1 protein-coding gene and 1 pseudogene are annotated in these 2,514 nt (G+C 34.8%); both read left to right on the top strand.

Annotated features, from left to right (window positions below; genetic code table 11):
• Positions 1-314: YadA-like family protein (locus ABD909_RS07155; RefSeq protein ID WP_345097262.1), on the top strand; the 314-nt coding region annotated here is incomplete at its 5' end.
• Positions 315-1,294: 980 nt separating this feature from the next.
• A pseudogene (locus ABD909_RS07160) lies at positions 1,295-2,514 on the top strand (hypothetical protein); the annotation flags it as partial.

A 2,514-nucleotide genomic window follows, 5' to 3' on the forward strand; every position in this document is an offset into this window, starting at 1 on the left:
TTAACAATGGGGTTAGTGAGTCGAAAGCCTATACAGATATGAAATTTGAGACATTAAATTATGCAGTTGAGGATGTCCGTAAGGAGGCAAGACAGGCGGCAGCTATTGGCTTGGCGGTATCTAATTTGAGTTATGACGATACTCCAGGAAAAATAAGCTTTTCATTTGGTAGTGGTATATGGCGCAGTCAATCTGCTTTTGCTATCGGTGCTGGTTATATGTCTGAAAATGGAAAAATTCGTTCTAACGTGTCTGCAACGAGTGCTGGAGGTCATTGGGGTGTAGGTGCTGGATTTAGGTTCACATTGAACTAGCAGTAAAAAATATGAATTTCCCTTCTCTTAAAACTAAGACGAAGGGAAATGTCTTTAATCACTCATGGATACCGATAGAGCATAAATGGAGTATTAATAAATATATTTATTTTATTTTTCACATGTAAGCATGTTGTGAAAAAACACTTATCATATAAAGGGGAAATGATTTGAGAAGTTGTATTTTTCTGACTTTTGCTGTTGGAGCAGGTTTAAGAGTGAAACTGAATTGATAGAGAATAGTTAAGTTCGTCGATGTGTTTTGAAGATATATTTTCCTTACATTGTTGAAAAAAGGTTACATAGTTTTGTGAAAAATATTCAAATTGATAAAAATTGTTATTTTTTTGTTGCTATTTTATTATAGAGGGGTTAAAACTACATAAAGTATATTAGTAAGACTCGTTTTGATCGAAATTACAATTCAAAAAGAGGGGGGAAGTAATGTGTAAAAATCAAAAATATATCAAAAAACCAAACCTATATCTTTACATTACGCTTAATCTGAAAACACCCTAGCTAGAAAATTCTATCTTTCTAAATATTTAAGGTTTTCCTAAATATGAAAGCTTTTTATTTACTTAAATCATGAAAGAAATATCATTTCTTTAGAGGAAGAAATTTATATACAATAAACTCCTCTTCAAAAGGTTTAATTTTACGTCACTAATCATCTAACAAATAAAACGCCCATAATATTTAGATTCCTTAAATATCCATTTTTTTTAAAACCTAGGTTATAAGCCGTCAATTCCATTAGAATCTAAATGTACTTTTTTATGTTCTGATAAATATCTTTTCCAATTTCCTCATTTAGATTTTATTACAGAAAGCACAAATAGAGCACCAGAAAAGGATCAAAACACCTTTATTCATGCAACCCCTCAAGATCTGGCTTATCTAGATAAGAGGATAGCGCAAAAATATGTCTTTTTTATGTTTTGGATGTGCTTTCAGATTTTTTCATTGGAGAGTTTGTTATGAAAAAATTCTATGCCACACAAAGAGCGAATACTTTGAAGGTTTCTCGTTTTTCTTTTGTTAAAGTTTTTTCATTCGCCGTTGCAGCTACATTTTTATCAAATATTTCGTCTGTTTATGCAAAAAATTTTGATATAATAGAACAAGTTCTTCAAAGTATAGAAAAAGCAACAGCGATTTATTCTCAAGGAAACAATAAAGCGATTATTTCTACTTATGGTAGTCATAACATTGCTAATGATTCCAGTTTATCAAAAGCAACAAATCTTACAGCGCTGAATACAGCAAGTACACCAAGAGTAAATATTTCGGTAGCAGATAGCGTAGACCTAACGAAAAAAACATTAGATGTAAAGGAGAAATATGAAAAATCTCTTATCAGTTCACAGTTTTTTGTAGCTAATAATGAAGATGCTGCAAGCACCGATATATTTAATACTTCACGCAATGATTCAATTAAAAAAATGCAGCGTAATGCCGGATCACCACGTAACACAGATGGAACGAGTGTTGTGGTTGGTAATGGAACAATCCCCCAAATAAATGGTTTAGAAACTGATAATGTTGCTGTTGGTTACAATGTAAAAGTAAAAGCTGTAGACTCAGTTGCTGTTGGTTATGGTTCGGAGGTGGACAATAAGTTTTCAGTTGCTGTTGGCCATTTGGCTCATAGTGTAGGTCAAAGCAGTATCGCAATAGGTGGTGAAGGTAGGCAGGGTAACAATCCGCTTCCTCCAGGTGCGCGTACAATAGCACGGGGCGAAGAATCCATTGCTATTGGACGTCGTGCTAAGACAGATGATATGGCATCTATAGCTTTGGGTTCCAATGCACAAGTGAAGGGAAACTATGCTATAGCTTTGGGTTATAAGGCAGAGGTGACAAGAGAAGATAGCATGGCTATAGGCCATATGGCACATGCTGTGGGGAAAAGTAGCACCGCATTAGGTTCTGAGTATAATGAAAATAGTGAGCATGGAAACAATGATTATACCACTGCCAAAGGTGATTATTCAACAGCATTAGGTGCAGTTTCTAAAGCTTTAGGGTATGGTACAACTGCCGTTGGTCATCGTGCATATGCAGAGGCTGAACACGCTATTTCTATAGGATTTTATTCGAAGGCTCATGCAGAGAAAAGTATTGCTTTGGGAGTAGATTCAGTAGCAAATGCAGCAAGAAGTATTGCTTTGGGGACAGATTCAAAGGCAGAGAAAAA

The sequence above is a fragment of the Bartonella acomydis genome (assembly GCF_039543025.1).
GTDB classification, from domain to species: Bacteria; Pseudomonadota; Alphaproteobacteria; order Rhizobiales; family Rhizobiaceae; genus Bartonella; species Bartonella acomydis.